Source organism: Thermus sediminis (assembly GCF_003426945.1).
In the GTDB taxonomy this organism is placed as follows: Bacteria; Deinococcota; Deinococci; order Deinococcales; family Thermaceae; genus Thermus; species Thermus sediminis.
The window spans coordinates 709,985-732,667 of sequence record NZ_QURO01000004.1; the positions used below are offsets into that span (position 1 = coordinate 709,985).

Below are 22,683 nucleotides of genomic sequence, written 5' to 3' on the forward strand. Positions count from 1 at the left end.
ATGGAAGACCCCAAGCCCCTTCTTTTTCGGGACCCTCTGGCCTATGTGGCCCGGGAGGCAGAGGCCTGGAACCCACCCCTGCGGGGCGCTTGGCTTCTTGGGGTGGTGAGCGGTTTCCTTTGGCCCGAGGCCCCACCTCCCAAGGACCTCGCCGCCCTCTTCCGCCGCCTCCAGGGAGCCTGGCGGGAAGCCGAGACCTATTTCCTGGAAACCGGCTTGGACTTCCCCCTTCTGGTGAGCGAGTGGGCCCGGGAGGCCTTGGAGGACCGCAGGGCCCAGCGGGCTGGCCCGCCTTACGGGGAGCTGAGGGCGGTCTTCTGCTTGGGCCAAGGGGTGGGCCGGGCCCTGAAGCGGCGCTTCCCTAGTTGAGGCCGAGCTTCATGGCCACCACCCGCCAACGCAGGCCCTGGCGCTCCAACACGAGGCCGGCGTTGGGTTCGTCCTTGTGGTGAATGAAGGCTCGGTCCAGGCCCTGAAGGCGGAGCCGCCAGTTGCGCACCTCCTCCAGGGGGACTTCCCCCGGCTCCTGGCCCGTGCCCAAGGCCGCTAGGCCCTCTGGGGTCAGGAGGGCGTCTACCAAGGCATTGACGAGGCCCGCGGCCAAGAGGGTGCCCAGGGCGGCGAAGGGGTCTTGCTGCTGCCGGAGGTCCTGCAGGATCTTGGCGTTCAGATCCGCCTTTAGGCCCTCACGTACCCGGGGGAAGTCCACGTACCGCTCCAAGGCCTGGGCATCCTGCCGCTCTACCGCCGCCACCAGGTTCCTCAGGGTGAGGAAAGGGGAAACCACCAGGTACCCGGCCCCAAGGGCCACCACCAAAATGCCGGCCAGGATGAGCCTCGCCTTCATGCGAAGAAGATACCACATATACCCCCCGTGGGCCTTAAGGATTTATAGAATCCGCTTACCCAAGAGGCTCAGGGCCAGGCCCACCATCATCTCGGCGGTGCGGTTTCTCTCGTCCAGGATGGGGTTCACCTCCACCAGGTCCAGGCTTTGCACCCGGCCGGAGAGGGCGAGGATCTCCATGAGGAGGTGGGCCTCCCGGTAGGTGAGGCCCCCGGGCACCGGGGTGCCCACCCCTGGGGCTAGGGTGGGGTCCAGGGCATCGGCGTCCAAGGAAACGTGGAGGGGAAGGTCGGAAAGGCGCTCCAGGACCTCCTCGGCGATGCGGGCCATCCCCAAGCGGTCCACCTCGTGCATGGTGTAGACCCGAACCCCCAGCTCCTCGAGGAGGCGGGCCTCCCCCGGGTCCACGCTTCTGACCCCGATGAGGACCACGTCCTCAGGGTCCACCGCCCGGAAAGCCTCCGTGAGGCGGGCATGCCCCAAGCCCGTGAGCACCGCCAGGGGCATGCCGTGGACGTTTCCGGAGGGGCTGGTCTCCGGGGTGTTGAAGTCGGCGTGGGCGTCCACCCAGACGACCCCAAGCCGCCTTTGGACCACCCCGGACACCGAGCCCATGGAAAGGGAGTGATCCCCCCCGAGGACAATGGGGAAGACCCCCTCGGGCAGGGCCTTGAGCCTTTCCTTGAGCTCCAAGGCCGCCTGGCGGACCTCCTCTAGGTAAGGCCCCTTCCTCCCCCGCAAGGTCTCCGCCAGGGGCACCCGTACGTTTCCCAGGTCCTCTACAGCGAAGCCCAGGGCTTCAATCCCCTCAAGAAGCCTGGCGTAACGGAGGGCAGAAGGCCCCATGTCCACCCCGCGCCGCCCCGCCCCCAGGTCCATGGGCACGCCCACCACGGCCACGCGTTCCATGGGCTAGAGGGTAGCAGAAAGCCCTATGCGCTGCCCAGGAAGTTTATGCCCCATAGGAAAAGGGGGGAGCGGCGCTATACTGGTGGGGATGGACTACCGCGAGGTGGCAAGCATCAACCTGGCCCGCCTCTTGAAGCAGGGGGGTACCGCACGCGCCTCGGGGGCGGTACGGGAGGCCTTCCACGTGGGCAAGGAGCGTTTCCCCCTGGAGGGGGAGGCCTCCTGGAAGGCGAGCGTCGCCTCCGTGGGCGGGCACGAGTACTGGCTTTCCGGGGAGGTGGAGGGGGTGGTCCTCATGGAGTGCCGCCGCTGCCTCAAGCCCACCCCCACCCATGTGCGCGCCTACTTCCAGCACCTCCTCCGCTACCAGCCCGGGCTCAAGGAGGTGGTCTTCCACGAGGAGGCGGAGGACGAGTACTACGCCTTTGGGGAACCCGACCTGGACCTTCTGCCCTTCCTCACCGAGGCCTTTGTGAGCGAGATGCCCCTCACCGCGCTCTGCCAGGAAGGGTGTCGGGGCCTCTGTCCAGTGTGCGGGGTGGACCGCAACCTGGTGGACTGCGGCCACGAGGCAAAGGCCTACCACCCCCTCCTGGGCCTCAAGGACCTCCTTCCCGAACCCTAGGGCTTCTGCTATACTGCCTAGGGTTTGGCGGGGGCATCCGCCCCTCACGGAGGACTGGAGATGGCCAAGCACCCGGTACCCAAGAAGAAGACCTCTAAGGCGCGGCGCGACGCCCGCAGGAGCCACCACGCCCTCACCTCCCCGACCCTGGTCCCCTGCCCCGAATGCAAGGCGATGCGTCCCCCCCACACCGTCTGCCCCGAGTGCGGTTACTACGATGGGCGGAAGGTCCTGGAAGTCTAGACCCGGTCAAGGTAAAGGGGGGGCCGGAGAGCAGGCCCCCAACCCTTTTCGGGCCCGCCGGGTATAGTGAGGCCCATGACGGGAGGTCAGGCATGAGCGGCATCCTGGCCCTGGGGGCCTACGTGCCCCAAAGGGTGATGAAAAACGAGGCCTTTGAGGCCTACCTGGACACCTCCGACGAGTGGATCGTGACCCGCACGGGGATCCGGGAAAGGCGGATCGCCGCCCCTGAGGAGTACACCTCGGACCTGGCCTTCAGGGCGGTGGAAGACCTCCTCCGGCGCCACCCCGGGGCCCTCGAGGGCGTGGACGGGGTCATCGTGGCCACCAACACCCCGGATGCCCTCTTCCCCGACACCGCCGCCTTGGTCCAGGCCCGCTTCGGCCTGAAGGCCTTCGCCTACGACCTCCTGGCGGGCTGCCCCGGCTTCGTCTACGCCCTGGCCCAGGCCCACGCCCTGGTGGAGGCGGGGCTTTCCCGGAAGGTCTTGGTGATCGGGGCCGAGGCCCTCTCCAAGATCCTGGACTGGAACGACCGGGCCACCGCCGTCCTCTTCGGGGACGCAGGGGGCGCGGCCGTGGTGGGGAAGGTGCGGGAGGGCTACGGCTTCCGCTCCTTCGTCCTGGGGGCGGACGGCACGGGGGCCAGAGAGCTCCACCACGCCTGTGTGGCCCCCAGGCTTCCCGATGGCACCTCTATGGGAAAGCGCCTCCACATGAACGGCCGCGAGGTCTTCAAGTTCGCGGTGCGGGTGATGAACACCGCCACCCTCGAGGCCATAGAGAAGGCGGGCCTCACCCCCGAGGCCATCAAGGTCTTCGTGCCCCACCAGGCCAACCTGCGCATCATTGACGCCGCCCGGGAGCGCCTGGGCCTCCCCTGGGAACGGGTGGTGGTGAACGTGGACCGCTACGGGAACACCTCCACGGCCTCCATCCCCTTAGCCCTCCAGGAGGCGGTGGACGAGGGGCGCATAGGGGAGGGCGACCACGTCCTCCTGGTCTCCTTCGGGGCCGGGCTCACCTGGGCCGCCGCGGTCCTCACCTGGGGAGGTGCCTGATGTACGCCGCCCTTTTCCCCGGGCAGGGCTCCCAGAGGTTGGGCATGGGCCAAGCCCTCTACGGGGCCTCCTCCGCCGCCAGGGAAGTCCTGGACCGGGCCGAGGCCGCCCTCCCTGGCCTCCTCAGGCTCATGTGGGAGGGGCCGGAGGAGGCCCTCACCCTCACGGAGAACCAGCAGCCCGCCCTCCTCGCCGTGGGCTATGCCGCCTACCGGGCCTTTCTGGAAGCGGGGGGCAAGGAGCCCCTCCTAGCCGCCGGCCACTCCCTGGGGGAGTGGACGGCCCACGTGGCGGCGGGCACCCTGGCGCTGGAGGAGGCCCTCCGCCTGGTGCGCCTCCGGGGGCGGTACATGCAGGAGGCCGTCCCCCCGGGGGAAGGGGCCATGGCCGCCATCCTGAAGCTTTCCCGGGAGGAGGTTGAGGAGGCCGTAAAGGGCCTAAAGGGGGTGGAGATCGCCAACCTCAACGCCCCCGAGCAGACGGTGATCTCCGGGAAGAAGGAGGCGGTGGAAAGGGCGGCCGAGGCCCTGAAGGCCAAAAGGGCCCGGGTGGTCCTCCTCCCCGTCTCCGCCCCCTTCCACTCCTCCCTTATGGAAAGCGCCCGGGAGCGCCTAGCGGAGGACCTGGCCCAGGTGGCCTTCAGGAAGCCCCGTTTCCCCGTGTATTCCAACGTAACCGCCAGGCCCGAGGAGGACCCCGAGCGCATCCGGGGCCTCCTCCTCGCGCAGATCACCTCCCCCGTGCGCTGGGTGGAGATCCTCTGGGACATGGAAAAGCGGGGGATAAGGCGCTTTTTGGAGTTCGGAAGCGGGGAGGTCCTAAAGGGCCTGGTGGCGAGAACCCTAAACGAGGCGGAGGCCCTAAGCGTTGCAGACCCTGAAAGCCTGAGGAAGGCGCTGGAGGTGGCCCATGCGTAAAGCTTTGGTCACGGGAGCGAGCCGGGGCATCGGCCGGGCCATCGCCCTGAGGCTGGCGGAGGACGGCTTTGCCCTGGCCATCCACTATGGGCAGAACCGGGAGAAGGCGGAGGAGGTGGCGGAGGAGGCCAGGGGGCGGGGAAGCCCCCTGGTGGCCCTCCTGGGGGCCAACCTCCTCGAGGCCGAGGCGGCCACAGCCCTGGTCCACCAGGCAGCCGAGGTCCTAGGGAGCCTGGACACCCTGGTCAACAACGCCGGCATCACCCGGGACGCCCTCCTTTTGCGCATGAAGGACGAGGACTGGGAGGCGGTCCTGGAGGCCAACCTCTCCGCCGTCTTCCGCACCACCCGGGAGGCGGTGAAGCTCATGATGAAGGCCCGTTTTGGGCGCATCGTCAACATCACCAGCGTGGTGGGCCTCCTGGGCAACCCGGGGCAGGCCAACTACGTGGCCTCCAAGGCGGGCCTCATCGGCTTCACCCGGGCGGTGGCCAAGGAGTATGCGGGAAGGGGCATCACCGTGAACGCCGTGGCCCCCGGCTTCATAGAGACGGAGATGACGGCCAAGCTCCCCGAGGAAGTGAGGAAGGCCTACCTGGCCCAGATCCCCGCCGGGCGCTTCGGCCGCCCCGAGGAGGTGGCCGAGGCCGTGGCCTTCCTGGTGTCGGAGAGGGCGGGGTACATCAACGGCCAGACCCTGTGCGTGGACGGGGGGCTCACGCCCCACTAGGCGCCCCGGCGGGGCAAGGGCCTTGGGAAGAGGCGTTGCCAACGCCCCCCATGGGCGTTAGAGGCTACATGAAGCGCTTCCGCCGCTTGTAGGCCTTGACCTCCCTGAAGCTCTTCCGGCCGCCTCCCTTGGCGACCCCCAGGTAGAACTCCTGCACGTCCGGGTTTTCCAAAAGGTAGTCCCGGTCGCCCTCGAGGACCACCCGGCCCGTCTCCATGATGTAGCCGTAGTGGGCCACGGAGAGGGCCATCCGGGCGTTTTGCTCCACCATCAAGACCGTGACCCCCTCCTCGGCGTTGACCCGGGCCACGATGTCAAAGATCTCCCGCACCAAAAGGGGGGCGAGGCCCAAGGAGGGCTCGTCCAAGAGAAGGAGCCTCGGCTTGGTGAGGAGGGCGCGGCCGATGGCGATCATCTGCTGCTCGCCCCCGGAACAGTACCCGGCCAGGCGGTGCCGCAGATCGGCAAGGCGGGGAAAATAGTGGTAGATGCGCTCCAGCTCCCCCCTGAGGTCTGCCCCCCTCCGCGTCAGGGTGCCCACCAGGAGGTTCTCCTCCACCGTGAGGTGCTTGAAGACCCGCCGCCCCTCGAGGACCTGGACGATGCCGAGCTTCACGATCTCCTCAGGGGGGCGGCCTTGGATGGGCTCCCCCCGGTAGAGGATCTCCCCCCGGACCACCTCCCCGTCCTCGGGGATGAGGAGGCCGGAGATGGCCCTAAGCGTGGTGGTCTTTCCCGCCCCGTTGGGGCCCAGGAGAGCGGTGATGTACCCCTCCGGCACCTTGAGGGAGACCCCCCGGAGCACCTGGATGATGTCGTGGTAGACCACCTCGATGTTGTTGACCAGAAGCAGGATGGGCCCCAGGTCCTCGGGACGGGTGGGGTTTAGGGTGTCCATGCCTGGCCTCCAGGGAAGGGGGCCTAGGACAAAGCCCCAGGCCCCCTAGGGGATGGACTACCTCCCGTAATGCACCCTGCGGAAGAGGGCCGAGGTAAAGGGGTCGGTGATGGGCACGAACCGGCCTCCCTGGGCCTCGAGGATCCTCAGGCCCTCGGCCCCGGTGCGCTCGCTTCGGGTGAAGTCCACCTCAATCCCCTGCTTGGTGGAGACCGCAAGGCCAGGCCTGAAGGCGGCCGGCCCGTTCATGCCGACGATGGCCTGGTAGACGGTCTCGTTGGTGATGCGCCGGAAGCGCTCCTGGGCCCGCCGCATGGCCTCCACGGCGATGGCTGCCGCCAGCATCCCGGCGGCGTAGTTGTGGTTTTGGACGTAAGCCGCGGGCCGGCCAAAGCGGCCGATCAGCTCCCGCTGCAGGCGGATGCCCGGGGTGTCCTCCTCGGGGGTGAAGTAGGGGCTCGCCCAAAGGAACCCCTCCGCCGCCTCCCCCGCCAGCTGCAGGAGGTCCACCCCGCCGGTGTACACCGCCCCCAGGTGGCGGATCTGGCCGGAAAGGCCCAGGCGCCGGGTGTCCCTCAGGATGTTGGCCACGGGCCCAGCCACGTTCTGGTGGACCACGAACTCCACCCCGGCCCCCTCAAAGCGGCGGAGGAGGGCGGTGTTGTCCAGGTTGCCCGCCCCCACCTCCTGCACGTCCACGATCTGCAGGCCCAGCTGCTGGGCCGCCCTGCGGGCCGCCTCCACGGGGGCCCGGCCGAAGGGGGAGGGGTGGACCACCAGGGCCACCCTGGCCCCCCGTTTCTGCCTGGCGATGTGCTCCAGGAGGGCCACCACCTGTTCGGAGTAGGTGGAGACGGGGATGAAGAAGTAGTCCCCATTCGGGGGGTCGATGAGGCCCACGTGGTTGGAGGCGGGCATGGTCACGATCCTGAGCTCCTGGACCAGGGCCTTCATCTGGAGCATGGCCCCGGTGGAGTAGCCCAGGTAAACGGGGCAGGACTTTACCCAAAACTTCCCTCCTCCTCTTCCAAGGCCTCCTTGGTGACCTCGTAGTTGAGCAGGCGGACCAAGCCCCGCAAGAGCAGGTAGGGACCATCCCGCTCACTGGCTATCCCCAGCTTTCCCCCAAGCCGCAAAAGGAGACCCTCCAAGGCACCCCCAGACCGCCGCACCTCCCAAAGAAACACCGCCAGCCCCAGCAAAACAGCCACCCCCTTGCGAATCCGGCTAAGCCCCCGCACCGGAAAGCTCTCAAGCCCCAACCCCGCCTTCAGAAGGCGGAAAAACTCCTCCACCCCCCACCGCCTCCGGTACATCTCCACCACCCGCAGCGCCTCCCTCTCCCCCCTCACCTCCAAGCCGGTCAAAAGCCACCACTCCCCCCGCCTCCCCAAAGCCGGTATCCGGCTCACCACCAGATGAAGCCTCCGCCCCTCCACCTCCCTCCATCCCAGCCCAAGCTCCACACCCCAGCACCTGCCCAAACACCTTCCGGTCGTCAAAACCCCGGTCCGCCACGTACACCAGCCGCCGCCCCTCCCCCCCAAGAACCCCCCGCGCCCCCGCAATGGCCCGCTCCACCTCCCGGGGCAGGCTGGCAAACCCCCGCTCCCCGTAGGCCACCAGGTGGGCGTACCCCACCAGCCGCCCCTGGACATCCATCCCCAGCGCGGTCAGGAGCTCATACCCGGTCTCCCGCTTCCTCCCCACCCGGGCTATCCCCTCCAGGGCCAGGACGCTCTCCCGGCACACCCTCTCCAGGAGGGCCTCGGCCCCCACCCGGGGGTTGGCCAGGAAGCGGTAGAGGGCTTCGGCCTGGTGGAAGGGGCGCTGGAGGTGGGAGGGCAGGGTAGCCACCATCTCGCTTACCCGGGCAGAGCCCGCAGCCAAGAGGCCTCGGCTCATCTCCTCCAAACGCCTGAAGAGCCGCTTATCGGGGGAAAAGGTCGGCCAACCGGGCCGTGAACTCGTGGAGCCTGCTCTCTGCAACCTTGAGCGCCTTCATGGCTCAACTTCGGCTCCGAAATCTACCACGCAGGCAGGATGTGGGTAAAGTCCTGTATGCTGCCCGGGTGCAAAAACCCGTTAGACCAGGTACAGGGCCCCTTGTGCTACACTCTTTAGGGTATTGGGGCCCATGGGGCCCGGGGAGGGAAATGGATGAAAAGGACCTGGCAGCCCAACCGGAGGAAGCGGGCCAAGACCCACGGCTTCCGGGCCCGCATGCAGACCCCAGGCGGCAGGAAGGTGCTAAAGCGCAGGCGGCAGAAGGGCCGCTGGCGCCTGACGCCCAAGGTGAGCGGCTAAAGAAGAGCCCCCTTCCGGGGGGAAAGCTGCTTTCCCTGAAGGGGGACCGCGCCTTTCAGCGCCTGCGCAAGGGCAAGGCGGGTTGGGGGCGGTTTGTCGGCGTGAGGTGGCTTCCCGCCCCGGAGGTCCGGGTGGGTATCGTGGTCTCCAAGAAGGTGGGCAAGGCGGTAGTGCGCAACAAGGTCAAGCGGCGCCTGAGGGAGATCCTCCGCCGCCTCCACCTGCCCAAAGCCCACCTCCTCCTGGTGGCGAGCCCCGAGGCCCGGGAGGCCACCTACGCCGAGCTCTTCCAGGACGTGGTCCGGGCCCTCAAGAAGAGCGGGCTGATACAATAGGCAGCGTGCGTGGCCTTTTGATCCTGATGGTGAAAGCCTATCGGCGGCTCATCTCCCCCCTGAAGCCCAGGACCTGCCGCTTCCACCCCACCTGCTCCGCCTACGCCCTCGAGGCCCTGGAACGGCACGGGGCCCTTTGGGGAAGCTACCTGGCCCTAAGGCGCCTCCTGAGGTGCCACCCCTTCCACCCCGGGGGGGTGGACCCTGTACCCCTGGCCGTTCCCCCTAGGAGGGCCAAGGAGGGCCAGGGATGAGGTGGCTTCTCGCCTGGGCCCTCCTTCTCCTCCCCGCCTGGGCCCTCGAGGCGGGCTTCAAGGAACTAGACGTCAACGGGGACGGGGTTTTGGAGAAGATCGCCGTAACCAACCTCATGGACCTGGCCTTCAACGAAAAGGGCGAGGTGGTGGGCTGGTACGTGAAGACCTACAAGGGCACCGTCATCGGGGACTACGCCAGAGCCCCCAACCTGGCGGCCAACGGGCCTGTCCTGAGCCCGGCGGGCTTCATCCCTTTGAAGGCGGACTTCCGAGTGGAAAACGGCCGCCTCCTGGCCCACTTCCAGGGGGAGGAGGGCACCCTCACCTACGAGATCGCCACCGGGCGCTACACCGTGAGGGTTCGGGCGGACTTCCCCCTCACCCTGAGGCTGTCCGCCCAGGGCACCCCCAAGGTCCTCCTGGAGGGCCAAGAGGAGCCCCTCCCCAGCGGGGAGGGCAGCCTCCGCTACCTGGCCTGGCAGACCCGGCCCAAGGCGGGCTACGCCCTGGTGGCCTTTGGGGAAGGGCCCCTCGAGGGCAGGCTGGTGGGGAGGGAGGGGGAGGTTAGGCTGTCCCCAGGCCAAACCCTGAAGGTCTACGGCGGGCAAAACGAGCTGGTGCGCTTCCATGTGGAGGGCCTTCTCTCCCTGCCTGGCCTCTTCTTACCCAACATCTGGGGCCAGCTCTCCTTGGGCCTCCTCTGGATCATGGAGACCGCCTTCCGCTACACGGGGAACTGGGGCCTGGCCATCCTCTTCCTCACCTTGGTGGTCCGCCTCCTCCTCTGGCCCCTCATGCACCAGCAGTTCAAGAGCATGGCGGAGATGCAACGCCTCCAGCCCCTCATCCAGAAGATCAACCAGAAGTACAAGGACGACCCCAATAAGCGGGCTGAGGCTACCATGAAGCTCTACCAGGAGCACAAGGTCAACCCCGCCGCTGGGTGTCTGCCCCTTTTGCTCCAGATGCCCATCCTCTTCCTCCTCTGGAAGGTGATCTCCAGCTACGAGTTCGGCCAGGGCCTCCTCTGGATCCCGGACCTGGCCCTGCCCGACCCCTTCTACATCCTCCCTCTCCTCTACGTGGTCTCCACCTTCCTCTCCACCTGGCTCTCCGCCCAAGGCAACAAGGACCTGATCCGGCAAAGCCTCTTCATCAACCTCATCTTCATCTTCCTGGTGCTGCAGTTCCCCTCCGGGGTCACCCTCTACTGGGTGCTCTCCAACCTCGTTGGCCTTGGCCAGCAGTGGCTTATCAACAAGAGCCTGAAGCCCCTGAAGGCGTAAACTTGGGCCATGGAGGAGAAGAAAAGGAGCATTGACGACCTCCTCTCCGACCTGGGCGTCTTGGAAGAGGGCTCGGTGGAGGTGGGGCTGAGGGAGGCAGGTAAGGAAGCTAGCCACAAAGGCCCCAAAGAGGTGCTGGAAGAGTTTCTGATAGGCCTTCTCCTCCGCCTGGACCCCGCCCACTACGTGGAGGTGCGCCAGGAGGGAAACCTCCTCAGGGCGGAGGTCAAAGGCGGGGACCTGGGCCGCTTCATCGGCAAGGAGGGGCGCACCCTGAAGGCCGCGGAGTACCTGGCAGGGGTGGTCCTGGCCAAGCACTTCGGGGGGGGCTACCGGGTGGTCCTGGACGCCGCCGGCTACCGAAAGCGCCAAGAGGACAGGATCCGCAAGCTGGCGGAAGAGGCCGCCCTCACCGTGGAGCTTACGGGCGAGCCCCTGCCCCTACCCCCCATGCGCCCCTCGGAAAGGCGCATCGTGCACATGCTCCTCAAAAACCACCCCAAGGTGACCACGGAGAGCCAAGGGGAGGGGGAGGGGCGGCACGTGGTGGTCTACCCCCGTGATAAGGCTCCTCCGGGAGCTAGAGAGGAGGCTTGAGGCGGCGGGCCTCCCCAGGGGGGAGGCCCTGGACCTCCTGGCCCTGGCAGCGGGCCTTTCCCGGAAGGCGCTCCTCCTAAGCCTCCCCCAGCCCCCGCCCCCAGGAACGGAGACAAGGGTCCAGGACCTCCTCAAGAAGCGGCTTTCCGGCTACCCCCTCCAGTACCTCCTGGGGGAGGTGGAGTTCTTCGGCCTCCCCCTGAAGGTGGCCGAGGGGGTCCTAATCCCCAGGCCAGAAACCGAGGGGCTGGTGGAGCTGGCCCTAAGCCTTCCCCTCCCCCAAAGGCCCCGCATCCTGGACGTGGGCACGGGCACGGGGGCCATCGCTCTGGCCCTAAAGCGGCACCTTCCCGAGGCCGAGGTCCACGCCACCGAGGTGGACAAGAAGGCCCTGGCCCTGGCGCAGGAGAACGCCAGGCGGCTCGGCCTGTCCATCCGCTTCCTCGAGGCCCCCCTCACGGGGGGGATGGGGGACCTGGACCTCATCGTGGCCAACCCCCCCTACCTCCCTGAGGCCTACCGGGAGGCGGCCCCCAAGGAGCTTGCCTTTGAGAACCCCCTGGCCCTCTATGCAGGGCCAGAGGGGCTCTCCGTGGCCCGCCCCCTGGCCAAGGAGGCCCGGGAGGCCCTGGGGCCCGGGGGCTTTCTCCTCCTGGAGATGGCCCCAGAAAACGCAAGGCTTCTGGCGGAGGAACTGAAGGCTTTGGGCTTCCAGGAGGTGGAGGCGCTACGGGACCTGGCGGGCCGGGAACGGTACCTCCGGGCCCGGCGGCCCTCCTAGGAGTTGGAAGGCGAGCAGCGGCCTCTCCGTGGTCCAGAGGTCCTTGGCCGCCACCACCCCTACCCGCACCACCCCCGTCCTCCCTTGGAGCTGGACCAGGCCCCGGGCCAGCTCCTCCGGGGAGGGGAAGGCGGTGTACTCCGGGGGGAAGCCCGCCTCCAGGAGCTTTCCCCTGACCTCCTCCCCCAGGCGCTCCAAGACCTCCTGGTTGCGGGCTGGGGTGGCGAGGCGGAAGGTGGCGGTGGCCAGGGCTTCCCCGGCAGAAAAGGCCTTCCTTTCGGGATAGAAGCGCACCCGCACCAGAAGCCTCCCCTCCTCGTACCCAGCCCCCTCGAGGACCGCCACCCCAGGCCCCCGCACCTCCCCCCCTAGGAGCTCCGCCCCCCGGAACCCCTGGAGGAGGGCCCGGCGCTCCGCCACCCGCTCCAGAGCGGTCCTTCCCTCCTCTGCCCCTAGGCGCACCTCCCCCAGGTAAAGCCCCTGGCTCAGGCGCAAGAGCCTTTGGGAAAGCTGGCTCCGCTCCCCGGCCAAGGCCTCCGTCTGCTGCGAGAGGGCCCGCACCCGGGCCTCGGCCTGGGAAAGCTCCCTCTGCGCCTGGGCGAGCCGGGAGCGCGTGGCCTCCAACTCGCCCTGGAGGGCCCGGCGCTCCCGCCGCACCTCCTCCAGACGGGTCTGCAGGAAGGCCAGGTCGGCCTCGAGGCGGCCCCTCTCCTCCTCCAGGCGCCTCCTTTCCACTTCCGCCTTCTGGGCAGCCTCCTCCAGGCCCTTAAGCCTCGCCTCCAGGGCATCCAGGGCCTGGGCCCTCTCTTCCAGGGCCCTGTCCTTGGCCGCAAGGGCCCGTTCCCGCTCCTGGAGGAGGGCAGCAAGCCGGGCCCGTTCCGCCTCCAAACCGGCCTTCTCCCGCTGCAAGACCGCCACCCTGGCCTCCAGGGCCCCCGCCTCCTCCTCCAGGCGCTTTCTGAGAGCGTCCGCCTGCTCCAAGGCCTGGGCGAGCTCCCTGCGCTCCGCCCTCAAGGCGTTGAGCTCCGCCAGGGCCCGGGCGGCCTCCCCCTCCATGGCCTCCTTGGCCCTCAAGAGGGCCTCCCGTTCCCCTTTTAGCCGGTCCCGCTCCTGGCGGATGGCCTGGGCCTCGAGGATGGTCTCCCGGGCCTCGCGGAAGACGAGGAGGAAGCCCAGGTAGCTGAAAAGGGCGATCCCCACCCCGGTGAACACCGCCACCAGGGTGGCCGTCTGCCTGGGCCTCAGGCCCAAGAGGCGGTAGTGGCGCTTCCCCGCCCACTTGGCCACCCGGTCCCCCAGGTAGGCCACCAGGGCGGAGAGGAGGAGGATGAGGACGAGGAGGGCCCAGAAGGTCATCTAAAGCTCGTAGTCTTCCCCCAGGTAGTGCCGCCGCACCCCCTGGTCCTTGGCGAAGGTCTCGGGGTCGCCGTGGAAGAGGATCTCCCCATCGTACATCACGTAGACCCGGTCGGTGATGGCCAGCGTCTCCCGCACCGCATGATCGGTGATGAAAATGCCCACGCCCCGCCTCTCCCTAAGCTCGGCGATCACCTTCTGGATCTCCCGCACGTTCTTGGGATCCACCCCGGTGAAGGGCTCGTCCAGGAGGATGAAGTCGGGGTCGGCGGCTAGGGCTCGGGCCATCTCCAGCCTCCGCCTCTCCCCCCCGGAGAGGGTGTAGGCCATGCGCTCCTTGAGGTGGTAGATGGCCAGTTCCTCCAGGAGGGCCTTGGCCCTCTCCAGGCGCTCCTTTTTGGATAGGGGCCGGAACTCCAGGACAGCGAGGAGGTTCTCCAAGGCGGTCATGCGCCGGAAGGCGCTGGGCTCTTGGGGCAGGTAGCCCAGGCCCAACCGGGCCCTTCGGTACATCGGCAGGTGGCCGATCTCCTGCCCTTTCAGGAAGATGCGCCCCCCCGTGGGCCTTACAAACCCCACCACCATGTAGAAGGTGGTGGTCTTCCCCGCCCCGTTGGGGCCAAAGAGGGCCACGATCTCCCCCCGCTTGAGGAAAAGGTCCGCCCCCTTCACCACCTCCTTGGGGCCATAGCGCTTCCTGAGTCCCTGGGCCACAAGCTCGCCGTCCATCGCCCTCAGGCTAAGGCCTAACCTTTAGCCTCGGGTGAGATAATGGGCGAGGTATGGTGGTGACCCGCATCGCCCCAAGCCCCACGGGGGACCCCCACGTGGGCACGGCCTACATCGCCCTCTTCAACCACGTCTGGGCCAGGAAGAACGGGGGGCGCTTCATCGTCCGCATCGAGGACACAGACCGGGCCCGCTACGTGCCCGGGGCCGAGGAGAGAATCCTGGCCGCCCTGAAGTGGCTCGGGATCCCCTACGACGAGGGGCCTGATATCGGTGGGCCCCGCGGGCCCTACCGCCAGTCGGAAAGGCTTCCCCTCTACAAGGAGCACGCCGAGGAGCTCCTCAGGCGGGGGTGGGCCTACCGGGCCTTTGAAACCCCGGAGGAGCTGGAAAGGATAAGGCGGGAAAAGGGGGGCTACGACGGCCGCGCCCGGGACATCCCCCCTGAGGAAGCGGAGGAGCGGGCCAGGCGGGGGGAGCCCCACGTGATCCGCCTCAAGGTGCCCCGCCCCGGCGCCACCGAGGTCCGGGACGAGCTGAGGGGGGTGGTGGTCTACGACAACGGGGAGATCCCCGACGTGGTCCTCCTCAAGTCCGACGGCTACCCCACCTACCACCTGGCCAACGTGGTGGACGACCACCTCATGGGGGTCACCGACGTGATCCGGGCCGAGGAGTGGCTGGTCTCCACCCCCATCCACGTCCTCCTCTACCGGGCCTTCGGCTGGGAGGTGCCCAGGTTCTACCACATGCCCCTCCTCCGGAACCCCGACCGGACCAAGATCTCCAAGCGCAAGAGCCACACCTCCTTGGAGTGGTACAAGGCCGAAGGGTTCTTGCCCGAGGCCCTCAGGAACTACCTGGCCCTCATGGGCTTCTCCATGCCCGATGGGCGGGAGATCTTCACCCTGGAGGAGCTCATCGCCGCCTTCACCTGGGAGAGGGTCTCCCTGGGGGGACCCGTCTTTGACCTGGAAAAGCTCCGCTGGCTGAACGGGAAGTACATCCGGGAGGTCCTCTCCCTGGAGGAGGTGGCCGAGCGGGTGAAGCCCTTTTTGGAGAGAGCGGGCTTCTCGTGGCCCGACGAGGCCTACCTGAGGCGGGCCGTGGCGCTCATGCGCCCCCGGTTTGACACCCTGAAGGAGCTCCCGGAGAAGGCCCCCTACTTTTTCACCGAGAGCTACCCCTTCTCCGAGGGGGCCAGGGCCAAGCTGGAGGAGGGCCTCGGGGTCCTGAAGGAGGTCTTTCCCCTCCTAGAGGCTCAGGAGAACTGGGGCGAGGCCGCCCTGGAAGCCTTCCTCCGGGGCTTCGCCGCCGAGCGGGGGCTAAAACTAGGCCAGGTGGCCCAGCCCCTCCGGGCCGCCCTCACGGGGAGCCTGGAAACCCCAGGCCTCTTTGAGATCATGGCCCTTTTGGGAAAGGAGCGGGTGATAGCCCGCTTGCGCCGGATTCTTTCGTAAAGGAGGCCGAAAGCCAAGCTATACTGGAGGCGTGAGGAAGGTTCTTCCGTGCCCCTCCCCTGGCCCCTTGACCGAAGCCGTATGCGGCTTCGCCGGCTTTCCCAAGGCCTGGCGCTTTGACCTGAGCTGAACTTCCGCTGATGGGCTTCTTCGACCGGCTAAGGGCGGGCCTTGCCAAGACTCGGGAAAGGCTCCTCAAGGCCATCCCCTGGGGCGCCCCCCCCGAGGAGGTCCTGGAGGAGCTAGAGGTGGCCCTCCTCGCCGCCGACGTGGGCCTTCCCGCTACCGAGCAGATCCTGAAGGAGGTCCGGGCCTCGGGGCGGAAGGACCTGAAGGAGGCGGTGAAGGAAAGGCTCGTGGGGATGTTGGAGCCGGACGAGCGCCGGGCCACCTTACGCAAGCTAGGCTTCAACCCGCAAAAGCCTAGGCCGGTGGAGCCCGGGGGCCGGGTGGTCCTGGTAGTGGGGGTGAACGGGGTGGGCAAGACCACCACCATCGCCAAGCTGGGCCGCCACTACCAGGAGCTGGGCAAGCGGGTCATGTTCTGCGCTGGGGACACCTTCCGGGCCGCTGGGGGAACCCAGCTTTCCGAGTGGGGAAAGCGCCTTTCCATCCCGGTGATCCAGGGGCCCGAAGGGGCGGACCCCGCCGCCTTGGCCTATGACGCCGTCCAGGCCATGAAGGCCCGGGGCTACGACCTCCTCTTTGTGGACACCGCGGGCCGCCTCCACACCAAGCACAACCTCATGGAGGAGCTGAAGAAGGTAAAGCGGGCCATCGCCAAGGCGGACCCCGAGGAGCCCAAGGAGGTCTGGCTGGTGCTGGACGCGGTCACTGGGCAAAACGGCCTGGAGCAGGCCAAGAGGTTCCACGAGGCCGTGGGCCTCACCGGGGTCATCGTCACCAAGCTGGACGGCACCGCCAAGGGCGGGGTCCTCGTCCCCATCGTGCGCACCCTCAAGGTGCCCATCCGGTTCATCGGGGTGGGCGAGGGCCCGGACGACCTCCAGCCCTTTGACCCCGAGGCCTTTGTGGAGGCCCTCCTCGAGGCCTAGCCCTCCCCTTCCTCCCCTTTCCAGGGGCAGTGGCGGCATCCCGATCCACAGCAGTAGCCCCGCCTCCGGTGGTAGGCCTCGGTGAAGACCATGCGCCCATTCTCCCAGTAGAAGTCTTCCCCCTCCTTCAGGTCCTCTCCTTGCACACCCCCAGTTTAGGGGTATGCTGGGGCCGATGAAGCGCGCCCCTCTAATCCTCAGCTTCGCCTGGGTGGTGGCCCTGGTGGCCACTCTGGGAAGCCTCTACTACTCGGAGGTGCGGCTCTTCCTCCCTTGCGAGCTCTGCTGGTACCAGCGCATCTTCATGTACCCCCTGGTCATCCTCCTGGCCATGGCCCTCTGGCGGCAGGACTTCGGGGTCTGGCCTTACAGCCTGGCCTTCTCCCTCGTCGGGGGAAGCTTAAGCGCCCTGCACCTCATCCAGCAACGGTTCCCTGACCTCTTCACCCTGGCCTGCAAACCCCCGGTGCCCTGCACGGTGGAGTACATCCCCAGCTTCCCTATCCCCCTGCAGGCCCTCATCGCCTTCACCCTCATCGCCCTCAGCATGGTGCTCCTCGCCCGGGAAGTCCGCGCACCGAGGTGATCCCAGTGCCCCGTAGTTCCCACCCATCTCGTCTGGGCGTCGCCCGTGGGGTCCAAGGCCCCGGCCAGGCCGTCTGGAATGCAAGGGCCCCCTGTCGTTCGCTCAACCCTCAGGGGCTGAACTGGGCGGAAGGAGGGGTGGCGCCCAGGGCCAGGACCCTGGGGCTCCCCCCTTCGTCCTGCCCACCGGTATTCAGCTACACAACCGAAAAGGAGAACTGGATCATGGTATGATCGCCAAAAGGATGGCCGATCGGGGCAGTTGAGCCGGCGCCCGGCAGGCCTTTCCAATAGCCCCTTGAAGGCCAGGTCCTGCTCGAAAGGGTTCAGAACATGGGAATGGGTTACAAAACGCCACACCGCATAACCGCCGAGGAAGTCCTCCAGGAACTGGAGACCACCCCTCTTGGCCTTTCCGAAGCGGAAGCCCAAAGGCGGCTCCAGGTCTACGGGCCCAACGAGTTGGAGGAGAAGAAGGAAAGCCTGTGGGCCCTCTTCGCCAGGCAGTTCACGAACCCCCTTATCGTCATCCTGATCGTGGCCGGCTTTCTGGCCCTCTTTCTAGGAGATTGGTACGACACCCTGGTGGTGTGGGGCCTGGTGCTGCTCAACGGCATTCTTGGGTTCTGGCAGGAGCTCAGGGCCCAGGCCTCCATAGAGGGCTTGAAGGCCCTGACCAGGCAGAGGGTCCGCGTCCTGCGGGAGGGTGTGGAGAAGGAGGTGGACGCCTCCTTGCTGGTGCCGGGGGATGTGATCCTCCTCGAGGAGGGGGACGTGGTCCCCGCGGACACCAGGCTCCTGGAGGCCACCGGCCTCATGGTGGACGAGGCTATCCTCACCGGGGAGTCGGTGCCAGTGGAAAAACACGCCCATGCGGTCCTGGAGGACGACACACCCATCTACGAGCGGGTCAACTGCGCCTACAAGGGCACCGTAGTTGCCCGGGGTAAGGCCCGGGGCGTGGTCTTCGCCACGGGTGGGAACACCCAGATGGGCCTCCTGGTCAGCAAGCTGGAGACCAAGGCCCCGCAGAGCCCCCTAACCCTGGCCCTGAGCGACCTGGCGAGGAAGTGGGTTCTGGTCATCTCCCTGATCCTCACATCCCTGGTCCTGGTGGGGCTGGTCCAGGGCAGGGAGTGGCAGAGCCTGGTGTTTCTCGCCGTAGCCCAGCTGGTCTCCGCGGTGCCCCATGGGCTTCCCATCGTGATCACCCTGACCCTGGTCATAGGCGGGATCTTCCTTGCCAGGAACAAGGTCTTGGTGAGGCACCTGCCGGCGGTGGAGACCCTGGGAAGCGCCACCTTCATCTGCTCCGACAAAACCGGAACCATAACCGAGGGCAGGCTCCAGGTGGCGGGCCACCACGCCCTGGAGGAGGAAGCCCTTTACCTCTGCGCCGCCTTGGCCAACGACGCCGATGGGGAGAAAGGGGATGCCATAGACCTGGCCCTGTTGCGGTGGCTGGAGGGCGAGGGCATAAGCTGGGTGGAGTACCGGGAGGCCTACGAGCGGACGTGGGAGTACCCCTTTGACACCACCAAAAGGCTGATGGCCGTGGCGGTGAGGAACGGACCCCACCACGACGTGTACGTGAAGGGGGCCTTTGAGAGCCTGCTCAAGATGGCCGAGGGCGCCCCGGCTGAGCTGCAGAGGATCCACGACAGCCTGGCGGAGCAGGGCCTGCGGGTCCTGGCCTTCGGGAAGGGCACGGCCTCCTCCCCGCCCCAGAGCATAGAGGCCGTGAGGATCCGGATCGTCGGGTTAGTGGGCTTTCTGGACCCCCCCAAGGAAGGGGTTAGGGAGGCGGTGCGGAAGGCCAAGGGGGCAGGCATCCGGGTGCTGATGATCACCGGGGATAACCTCCTCACCGCCAAGGCGGTGGCGCGGATGGTGGGCCTGTACGAGGAAGGGGACACCGTCTTGGAGGGCAGGGAGCTCGCCCAGTACACCGATGAAGAACTCTACCCCCTGCTGAAAAAGGCCAGCGTGGTGGCCAGGGCCCTCCCCGAGGACAAGCACCGCATCGTCAGGGTGCTGCAATCCAAGGGCGAGATTGTGGCGGTCACCGGGGACGGGGTAAACGATGCCCCTGCCCTCAGGGCGGCGGATCTGGGCGTGGCCATGGGCTCGGGGGCCCAGGTGTCCAAAGACGCCTCGGCCATGATCATCACGGACAACAACCTCGCGGTGATCGTCCAGGCCATCATGGCGGGGAGGCAGATCACCACCAACATCGCCAAGGTGATGCGGTACCTCTTTTCCACGAACATATTCGAGGTGCTCTACATAAGCTCCTCCATCCTAGCGGGGCGGCCCCTTCCCCTCTACCCCACCCACATCCTCTGGATCAACCTGGTGACCGACGGCGTCCTGGACAAGGCTTACCCCTTCACCCGGCACGAAGGGGACCCGATGAAGGAAAAGCCCAGGCGGCCCCGCGAGGTCTTCACCGGCAGGAGGCAGTTGGGGTTCATCTTCTTCAACGGCGGTTTTATGGCCGCCGCCCACTTCGTCCTCTTCGGCCACCTCCTCGAGACCTACGACTACGAGACCGCCATCACCATAAGCTTCGCCTCTGCGGCCATTAGCCAGTGGGCCGTGGGCCTCCAGGAGGTGGGCCTCAGGCCCATACTCCTGAACCCCCTGGCCTACCTCCGGCTCAACCCCTATATTTACATAGGCCTGGCCCTGGGGATCGTGCTCCAGGGGCTGGCCCTTTTCGTCCTCACCGACTTCTTCAGGCTGGTGCCCTTGGGCTGGGAGGAGCTCAGGCTGGCCTTTGTGGTGCCCCTCCTGACCTTCGTGGCCCTGGAACTCAGGAAGTGGGTCCTGTACCTCAGCCGCCGGGAATGAGCCCGGGGAGGTTCCCAAACCCTAAAGGGCGTACCCGAGCCCCTCCAGGACCGCCCTGGTCCGGAAGTCCCAAACCTCCTCCGGACCGTGGGCCTCCAGGACCCGCTCCCGCACCCCCCGCTCCACCGGGGCCAGGGCCAGGAGGGTGTGGAAGGGCTGGAGGAGGCTCAAGGGCAACCTGCCCCCGGCGAAGATAACGAGGTCCGCCTTTAGGGCCAGGGCGTGCACCTCCTCGGGCCTCAGGGCCACGTGCCCCCGGGCCCTTTCGGGCAGGCGGGCCAGGAAGCCATCCCCCTCGGCGAAGCTTCCCGCCGCCACCGAGACCCGCCCCAAGGCCCTCAAAAAGGGGGCCAGGGGGGCGCGCAGCGGCCCAAGCCAGAGGGCCTTGGCCCCGGGAAAGGCGGCGGAGAGGAACCGCTCCAGGGCCAGGCCCTCCGTGTAGTGACCGAGAAGCCCGAAAGCCCCGGCCACCACCAGGTCCACCCGGCCCGCCTCCTGGGCCTCGGCCTCAAGGCGCACCCCCTCAGGGGGAGCCAGGGCCTCCTCCAGGACCATTCCGGCGAAGTCCAAGGGCCTCAGGCACGGGAGGGCCTCCCAGGGGTCCAGGGCCTCCACCGGGTAGGGGAAAAGGGGGAGGCGGTTTGCGGCGATGGCCGCCGCCAAAGGGTCAAAGAAGGTAGAGGCTTCCCGGTAGAAGACGGGAAGGGGTCTTGCCTTGTGGTAGGGGGGCCACATGCCGGCCTCCTAAGCGGGCCTCAGGTCCGCGTACTTCAGGGAGAGGCGCTTGAGCCCCACCCCCTCAAAGTGCACGGTGACCTCGTCCCCCAAAGCCGCCACCACGGTGCCGGGGCCGAAGCGGGGGTGGACCACCTTCTCCCCGCCCCGGAAGGCCCCGGGGAGGGCCCGGTGGGGGGGCGGGGTGGGTTTCCTGGATGCGCCCCGGTAGGGGTCGTAAAGCTCGTAAAGGCCCTCCCCCACCTCCTTCAGGAAGCGGCTTGGGCGCACGGGCTCAGGGCGGCCGTAGACCTCCCGCTCCCCGGCGTGGGAAAGGTAAAGCCTATCCTGGGCCCGGGTGACCCCCACGTAGAAGAGGCGGCGCTCCTCCTCGAGGCCCTCGAGGGTGGCGAGGGAGGAGCGGTGGGGCAGAAGCCCCTCCTCCACCCCCACCAGGAAGACCACGGGGAACTCCAGCCCCTTGGCGTTGTGCAGGGTCATGAGGGCGACCCGCCCCTCCGCCTGGGCGGGCTCCTCCGCCCGGGCGGTGAGGGCCACCTTGTCCAGGAAGTCCATGAGGCCCTCCGCCTCCCTGGCGGCCCTTAGGAGCTCCTCCACGTTCTCCAGGCGGTCCTCGGCGTCCTCGGGGTAGGCCTCCTTCAGGTAGGTGGGGTAGTCCGTGGCCAGGAGGAGGTGGCGGAAGAAGGCCTCCGCCGGGCCGAAGGCCAGGTCCATGAGCTCCTCCATGAGGGCCAGGAAATGGCGCAAGGGCTCGGGGCGGGGAAGGGCCCCCGCCGCCACCTTCAGGGCCTCAAAGAGGGGCAGGCCCCGTTCCTGGGCGATGGTCTGCATTTTCTCCAAAGTAGCCGGGCCGATCCCCCGGGGCGGGGTGTTGAGGACCCGCTTCAGGCTCACGGCATCCAAGGGGTTCAGGCTCAGGCGGGCGTAGGCCAGGAGGTCCTTCACCTCGGCCCTTTCGAAGAAGCCCACGCCCCCCACCACCCGGGCCGGGATGCCCCGGCTCGCCAGGGCCTGCTCCAGGAGGCGGCTTTGCGCGTTGGTGCGGTAGAGAACGGCCACCCGGTCGTAGGGGGGCCCGAGCCTCCCGATCTCCTCGGCCACGAAGCGGGCCTCGTCCCGGGCGCTCTCCGCCCGGTAGAGCCGCACGGGCTCCCCGCCCCTCTTTATGGGCCTTAGGGTCTTCTCCAGGCGCAGGGCGTTCTTGGCGATGACGGCGTTGGCGAAGCGGAGGATGGCCTCGGTGGAGCGGTAGTTTTCTTCCAGGCGGTAAACCCTGGCCTCCGGGTAGTCCCGGGTGAAGTCCAGGATGTTCCTTATGTCCGCCGCCCGGAAGGAGTAGATGCCCTGGTCCGGGTCCCCCACGGCCATGAGGTTGGCCTCCTCCCCCGCCAGAAGCCGGGTGAGGCGGTACTGCACCGGGCTCGTGTCCTGGTACTCGTCCACGTGGATGAAGCGGGTTCGCTTCCTGACCCGCCTCAGGACCTCCTCGTCCCCCTCGAGGAGCCTCAGGGCGTAAAGGAGGATGTCCCCGAAGTCCAAGGCCCCTTGGGACTTGAGGGCCTCCCCGTAGCGGAGGAGGACGTCCTGAAGCCTGCCCCGGGAAAGCCCAGCGTAGAACTCGGGCAGGTCGGCGAGGAGGCCCTCCGGGGCCACCCCCTGGTTCTTGGCCCGGTCCAGGAGGCTCTTGATGGGACCAGGTTTGGCGGAAAGGCCAAGCTCCCTGAATATTTCCTTCAGGAGAGCGGCCTGGTCGTCCTCGTCGTAGACCACGAAGCCGGGCTTCAGGCCCACCCGCTCCCCATAGACCCTGAGAATGCGGAGGGCGGCGGCGTGGAAGGTGGAGACCCAAACCTCCCCCGCCCCCCTTACCATGGCCCTGAGGCGGGCTTTCATCTCCTCGGCGGCCTTGTTGGTGAAGGTGACCGCCAGGATCTCCGAGGGGAAGACTTCCCGCCTTTGGATGAGGTAGGCCACCCGGTGGACCACGGTGCGGGTCTTGCCGCTCCCCGCCCCCGCCACCACCAAGGCGGGCCCCTCAAAGTGAAGGACGGCCTGGCGCTGGGCCTCGTTCAGGGAGGAAAGCACGTCTTCTCCAGAATGCGCCTCGCCCACGGGGG

At 67.7% G+C, this 22,683-nt stretch carries 26 protein-coding genes and 1 pseudogene; 16 read left to right on the forward strand and 11 right to left on the reverse strand.

Annotation, left to right across the window (positions count from 1 at the left end):
* Window positions 1–369: a hypothetical protein gene (locus ATI37_RS04365; protein ID WP_117237278.1), complete on the forward strand. Its 369-nt coding sequence runs from the start codon at window positions 1–3 to the stop codon at window positions 367–369.
* Here the strand turns inward: ATI37_RS04365 and ATI37_RS04370 are convergent.
* Window positions 362–847, reverse strand: a complete 486-nt coding sequence (locus ATI37_RS04370; protein WP_117237279.1) for a DUF2939 domain-containing protein — start codon at window positions 845–847, stop codon at window positions 362–364. The two genes, ATI37_RS04365 and ATI37_RS04370, sit on opposite strands and share 8 nt — an antisense overlap.
* Before the next feature lie 42 nt (window positions 848–889).
* Entirely contained in the window at window positions 890–1,756 is an 867-nt protein-coding gene (gene rocF / locus ATI37_RS04375) for an arginase (protein WP_117237280.1), read from the reverse strand.
* 88 nt (window positions 1,757–1,844) lie between these two features.
* Between rocF and ATI37_RS04380 the strand changes: the two genes are divergently transcribed.
* The 5 genes from ATI37_RS04380 to fabG all read left to right on the forward strand — a co-directional run bounded on the left by ATI37_RS04380 (window position 1,845) and on the right by fabG (window position 5,332).
* The gene (locus tag ATI37_RS04380; protein ID WP_117237281.1) at window positions 1,845–2,381 is read left to right on the forward strand and encodes a DUF177 domain-containing protein; all 537 of its coding nucleotides are present in this window, start codon (window positions 1,845–1,847) and stop codon (window positions 2,379–2,381) included.
* Between the two features lie 60 nt (window positions 2,382–2,441).
* The gene (gene rpmF / locus ATI37_RS04385) at window positions 2,442–2,624 is read left to right on the forward strand and encodes a 50S ribosomal protein L32 (RefSeq protein WP_117237282.1); all 183 of its coding nucleotides are present in this window, start codon (window positions 2,442–2,444) and stop codon (window positions 2,622–2,624) included.
* Window positions 2,625–2,716: 92 nt separating this feature from the next.
* On the forward strand, window positions 2,717–3,685 hold the full coding sequence (locus ATI37_RS04390) for a beta-ketoacyl-ACP synthase III (RefSeq protein ID WP_117237283.1): 969 nt from the start codon (window positions 2,717–2,719) through the stop codon (window positions 3,683–3,685).
* On the forward strand, window positions 3,685–4,602 hold the full coding sequence (fabD, locus tag ATI37_RS04395; protein WP_117237284.1) for an ACP S-malonyltransferase: 918 nt from the start codon (window positions 3,685–3,687) through the stop codon (window positions 4,600–4,602). Before ATI37_RS04390 ends, fabD begins: the two co-directional genes overlap by 1 nt.
* Window positions 4,595–5,332: a 3-oxoacyl-[acyl-carrier-protein] reductase gene (gene fabG / locus ATI37_RS04400; RefSeq protein WP_117237285.1), complete on the forward strand. Its 738-nt coding sequence runs from the start codon at window positions 4,595–4,597 to the stop codon at window positions 5,330–5,332. Before fabD ends, fabG begins: the two co-directional genes overlap by 8 nt.
* Before the next feature lie 64 nt (window positions 5,333–5,396).
* Here fabG and ATI37_RS04405 read toward each other — a convergent pair whose 3' ends face one another.
* The 4 genes and pseudogenes from ATI37_RS04405 to ATI37_RS04415 form a co-directional block, all read right to left on the reverse strand.
* The gene (locus ATI37_RS04405) at window positions 5,397–6,230 is read right to left on the reverse strand and encodes an ABC transporter ATP-binding protein (protein WP_117237286.1); all 834 of its coding nucleotides are present in this window, start codon (window positions 6,228–6,230) and stop codon (window positions 5,397–5,399) included.
* A 57-nt stretch (window positions 6,231–6,287) separates the two neighbouring features.
* Window positions 6,288–7,223, reverse strand: a pseudogene (locus tag ATI37_RS04410) (ABC transporter substrate-binding protein); the annotation flags it as partial.
* Between the two features lie 8 nt (window positions 7,224–7,231).
* The gene (locus ATI37_RS12005) at window positions 7,232–7,525 is read right to left on the reverse strand and encodes an IS4 family transposase (RefSeq protein WP_332871153.1); all 294 of its coding nucleotides are present in this window, start codon (window positions 7,523–7,525) and stop codon (window positions 7,232–7,234) included.
* Entirely contained in the window at window positions 7,482–8,135 is a 654-nt protein-coding gene (locus ATI37_RS04415) for a hypothetical protein (protein WP_232822445.1), read from the reverse strand. The genes ATI37_RS12005 and ATI37_RS04415 overlap by 44 nt, the downstream gene beginning before the upstream one ends.
* A 255-nt stretch (window positions 8,136–8,390) precedes the next feature.
* Here ATI37_RS04415 and rpmH point away from each other — a divergent pair, with 255 nt between their 5' ends.
* From rpmH to prmC, 6 genes are read left to right on the forward strand one after another with little or no spacing between them, the layout of a single operon-like run.
* Complete coding sequence (gene rpmH, locus ATI37_RS04420) at window positions 8,391–8,537, forward strand: 50S ribosomal protein L34 (protein WP_117238512.1); 147 nt, start codon at window positions 8,391–8,393, stop codon at window positions 8,535–8,537.
* A 35-nt stretch (window positions 8,538–8,572) separates the two neighbouring features.
* A complete protein-coding gene (rnpA, locus tag ATI37_RS04425) occupies window positions 8,573–8,872 on the forward strand; it encodes a ribonuclease P protein component (RefSeq protein WP_117238513.1) in 300 nt (99 codons plus the stop codon).
* A gap of 5 nt (window positions 8,873–8,877) precedes the next feature.
* On the forward strand, window positions 8,878–9,126 hold the full coding sequence (gene yidD, locus ATI37_RS04430; RefSeq protein ID WP_117237287.1) for a membrane protein insertion efficiency factor YidD: 249 nt from the start codon (window positions 8,878–8,880) through the stop codon (window positions 9,124–9,126).
* Entirely contained in the window at window positions 9,123–10,415 is a 1,293-nt protein-coding gene (locus ATI37_RS04435; RefSeq protein ID WP_117237288.1) for a YidC/Oxa1 family membrane protein insertase, read from the forward strand. Before yidD ends, ATI37_RS04435 begins: the two co-directional genes overlap by 4 nt.
* A gap of 9 nt (window positions 10,416–10,424) precedes the next feature.
* On the forward strand, window positions 10,425–11,012 hold the full coding sequence (locus tag ATI37_RS04440; protein WP_117237289.1) for a Jag family protein: 588 nt from the start codon (window positions 10,425–10,427) through the stop codon (window positions 11,010–11,012).
* A complete protein-coding gene (prmC, locus tag ATI37_RS04445; protein WP_117237290.1) occupies window positions 10,975–11,793 on the forward strand; it encodes a peptide chain release factor N(5)-glutamine methyltransferase in 819 nt (272 codons plus the stop codon). The genes ATI37_RS04440 and prmC overlap by 38 nt, the downstream gene beginning before the upstream one ends.
* On the opposite strand, the gene ATI37_RS04450 is transcribed toward prmC, so the two are convergent.
* Together ATI37_RS04450 and lptB are read right to left on the reverse strand one after the other, a co-directional pair.
* Window positions 11,740–13,149, reverse strand: a complete 1,410-nt coding sequence (locus ATI37_RS04450) for a DUF3084 domain-containing protein (RefSeq protein WP_117237291.1) — start codon at window positions 13,147–13,149, stop codon at window positions 11,740–11,742. The genes prmC and ATI37_RS04450 overlap by 54 nt on opposite strands.
* Window positions 13,150–13,878: an LPS export ABC transporter ATP-binding protein gene (gene lptB, locus ATI37_RS04455; RefSeq protein ID WP_117237292.1), complete on the reverse strand. Its 729-nt coding sequence runs from the start codon at window positions 13,876–13,878 to the stop codon at window positions 13,150–13,152. It lies immediately after the preceding gene.
* A 53-nt stretch (window positions 13,879–13,931) separates the two neighbouring features.
* On the opposite strand from lptB, the gene gltX reads away from it, so the two are divergent.
* Window positions 13,932–15,338, forward strand: coding sequence for a glutamate--tRNA ligase (gltX, locus tag ATI37_RS04460; RefSeq protein ID WP_117237293.1), 1,407 nt, complete (start codon window positions 13,932–13,934; stop codon window positions 15,336–15,338).
* Window positions 15,339–15,478: 140 nt separating this feature from the next.
* On the forward strand, window positions 15,479–16,393 hold the full coding sequence (gene ftsY / locus ATI37_RS04465) for a signal recognition particle-docking protein FtsY (protein ID WP_117237294.1): 915 nt from the start codon (window positions 15,479–15,481) through the stop codon (window positions 16,391–16,393).
* Here the strand turns inward: ftsY and ATI37_RS11570 are convergent.
* Window positions 16,390–16,539, reverse strand: a complete 150-nt coding sequence (locus ATI37_RS11570; protein ID WP_157969079.1) for a DUF5522 domain-containing protein — start codon at window positions 16,537–16,539, stop codon at window positions 16,390–16,392. The genes ftsY and ATI37_RS11570 overlap by 4 nt on opposite strands.
* A gap of 29 nt (window positions 16,540–16,568) precedes the next feature.
* On the opposite strand from ATI37_RS11570, the gene ATI37_RS04470 reads away from it, so the two are divergent.
* Together ATI37_RS04470 and ATI37_RS04475 are read left to right on the forward strand one after the other, a co-directional pair.
* Window positions 16,569–16,979 carry a disulfide oxidoreductase gene (locus ATI37_RS04470; RefSeq protein ID WP_198665502.1) on the forward strand — a complete coding sequence of 137 codons (411 nt, stop codon included), beginning with the start codon at window positions 16,569–16,571 and terminating at the stop codon, window positions 16,977–16,979.
* Between the two features lie 338 nt (window positions 16,980–17,317).
* The gene (locus ATI37_RS04475) at window positions 17,318–19,831 is read left to right on the forward strand and encodes a cation-translocating P-type ATPase (RefSeq protein WP_117237296.1); all 2,514 of its coding nucleotides are present in this window, start codon (window positions 17,318–17,320) and stop codon (window positions 19,829–19,831) included.
* A gap of 21 nt (window positions 19,832–19,852) precedes the next feature.
* Here the strand turns inward: ATI37_RS04475 and ATI37_RS04480 are convergent, their stop codons facing one another.
* Together ATI37_RS04480 and ATI37_RS04485 are read right to left on the reverse strand one after the other, a co-directional pair.
* The gene (locus ATI37_RS04480; protein ID WP_117237297.1) at window positions 19,853–20,566 is read right to left on the reverse strand and encodes a hypothetical protein; all 714 of its coding nucleotides are present in this window, start codon (window positions 20,564–20,566) and stop codon (window positions 19,853–19,855) included.
* 9 nt (window positions 20,567–20,575) lie between these two features.
* Window positions 20,576–22,678 (reverse strand): ATP-dependent helicase, encoded by a 2,103-nt coding sequence (locus ATI37_RS04485; RefSeq protein ID WP_198665503.1) that lies wholly within the window; start codon window positions 22,676–22,678, stop codon window positions 20,576–20,578.
* Window positions 22,679–22,683 lie beyond the last annotated feature (5 nt).

What these genes read in the sequence shown, in the direction of transcription:
- rocF (WP_117237280.1), bottom strand. Translation starts at nt 1,756, where the DNA reads ATGGAACGCGTGGCCGTGGTGGGCGTGCCCATGGACCTGGGGGCGGGG.
- ATI37_RS04475 (WP_117237296.1), top strand. Translation starts at nt 17,318, where the DNA reads ATGGGTTACAAAACGCCACACCGCATAACCGCCGAGGAAGTCCTCCAG.
- ATI37_RS04450 (WP_117237291.1), bottom strand. Translation starts at nt 13,149, where the DNA reads ATGACCTTCTGGGCCCTCCTCGTCCTCATCCTCCTCCTCTCCGCCCTG.
- gltX (WP_117237293.1), top strand. Translation starts at nt 13,932, where the DNA reads ATGGTGGTGACCCGCATCGCCCCAAGCCCCACGGGGGACCCCCACGTG.
- ATI37_RS04365 (WP_117237278.1), top strand. Translation starts at nt 1, where the DNA reads ATGGAAGACCCCAAGCCCCTTCTTTTTCGGGACCCTCTGGCCTATGTG.
- ATI37_RS04370 (WP_117237279.1), bottom strand. Translation starts at nt 847, where the DNA reads ATGAAGGCGAGGCTCATCCTGGCCGGCATTTTGGTGGTGGCCCTTGGG.
- ATI37_RS04380 (WP_117237281.1), top strand. Translation starts at nt 1,845, where the DNA reads ATGGACTACCGCGAGGTGGCAAGCATCAACCTGGCCCGCCTCTTGAAG.
- ATI37_RS04480 (WP_117237297.1), bottom strand. Translation starts at nt 20,566, where the DNA reads ATGTGGCCCCCCTACCACAAGGCAAGACCCCTTCCCGTCTTCTACCGG.
- ATI37_RS04435 (WP_117237288.1), top strand. Translation starts at nt 9,123, where the DNA reads ATGAGGTGGCTTCTCGCCTGGGCCCTCCTTCTCCTCCCCGCCTGGGCC.
- ATI37_RS04405 (WP_117237286.1), bottom strand. Translation starts at nt 6,230, where the DNA reads ATGGACACCCTAAACCCCACCCGTCCCGAGGACCTGGGGCCCATCCTG.
- rpmF (WP_117237282.1), top strand. Translation starts at nt 2,442, where the DNA reads ATGGCCAAGCACCCGGTACCCAAGAAGAAGACCTCTAAGGCGCGGCGC.
- lptB (WP_117237292.1), bottom strand. Translation starts at nt 13,878, where the DNA reads ATGGACGGCGAGCTTGTGGCCCAGGGACTCAGGAAGCGCTATGGCCCC.
- rpmH (WP_117238512.1), top strand. Translation starts at nt 8,391, where the DNA reads ATGAAAAGGACCTGGCAGCCCAACCGGAGGAAGCGGGCCAAGACCCAC.
- fabG (WP_117237285.1), top strand. Translation starts at nt 4,595, where the DNA reads ATGCGTAAAGCTTTGGTCACGGGAGCGAGCCGGGGCATCGGCCGGGCC.
- ATI37_RS04440 (WP_117237289.1), top strand. Translation starts at nt 10,425, where the DNA reads ATGGAGGAGAAGAAAAGGAGCATTGACGACCTCCTCTCCGACCTGGGC.
- ATI37_RS04390 (WP_117237283.1), top strand. Translation starts at nt 2,717, where the DNA reads ATGAGCGGCATCCTGGCCCTGGGGGCCTACGTGCCCCAAAGGGTGATG.
- ftsY (WP_117237294.1), top strand. Translation starts at nt 15,479, where the DNA reads ATGGGCTTCTTCGACCGGCTAAGGGCGGGCCTTGCCAAGACTCGGGAA.
- fabD (WP_117237284.1), top strand. Translation starts at nt 3,685, where the DNA reads ATGTACGCCGCCCTTTTCCCCGGGCAGGGCTCCCAGAGGTTGGGCATG.
- ATI37_RS04415 (WP_232822445.1), bottom strand. Translation starts at nt 8,135, where the DNA reads ATGAGCCGAGGCCTCTTGGCTGCGGGCTCTGCCCGGGTAAGCGAGATG.
- ATI37_RS04470 (WP_198665502.1), top strand. Translation starts at nt 16,569, where the DNA reads ATGAAGCGCGCCCCTCTAATCCTCAGCTTCGCCTGGGTGGTGGCCCTG.